The following is a 754-nucleotide window of genomic DNA, read 5'->3' on the forward strand; positions in this document are numbered from 1 at the left end:
ATTTCGTGAATCTCCGATTTAGTTCATGCATTTCTATTTTTAACTTCAATGGTATTTATGAACCTCCTTCGTCGGTTTAGCTCAAGTGGTTTTTATTTAATTTTTAATGGTTTTCGTGAATCTACGATTTAGTTCATGCATTTCTATTTTTAACTTCAATGGTATTCATGAACCTCCTTCGTCGGTTTAGCTCAAGTGGTTTTTATTTAATTTTTAATGGTTTTCGTGAATCTCCGATTTCATTGCTTGTCTAGGGCATAGAGACAAAGGTACGGTGTACCTTTGGATAGAGGAGCCAGCCGTAGCGAAGGCCAGCGCGCCAACTGGCCCCTCGCTATAAATGCAAATCGTTGCATTTACTTCTCGGTCCTCTGCGGATAAGGATTTTCGCTTCGCGTGGACTAAGGCCACACAACTATATAGTATCCTGATTATTGAGTAGTAATGGTTTAGCCATTTAAATTGCAGATTCCTTATTTCTATAAAGATACCCAAACTTATGTTAGCTAAAGTTCTTGTTCTCGTGCTTGCCCGAGGGAGGGACCCAGTCCATAATACTTTGTACTCTATACTCAATACTATCCCACCTTCTTACAGATCCTTCCGATACGTATTTCTCCTCTTGTGAATTTTAGGATCAAAATGCTTCCATAATTGCTGGATAGCGGTATTTTCTTCCAATTCTGGGGTACGTACACAGGTTTTAATTCCTTTTTCCGAGAAGGTTTTATGGTATTCGTTAAAGATGACAGCC

At 39.0% G+C, this 754-nt stretch carries 1 pseudogene; it reads right to left on the minus strand.

Annotation, left to right across the window (positions count from 1 at the left end):
• Window positions 1-591 precede the first annotated feature (591 nt).
• Window positions 592-754, minus strand: a pseudogene (locus F1E73_RS17190) (GTP cyclohydrolase); the annotation flags it as partial.

The organism is Arenibacter lacus, assembly GCF_008711145.1.
Lineage (GTDB): Bacteria > Bacteroidota > Bacteroidia > Flavobacteriales > Flavobacteriaceae > Arenibacter > Arenibacter amylolyticus.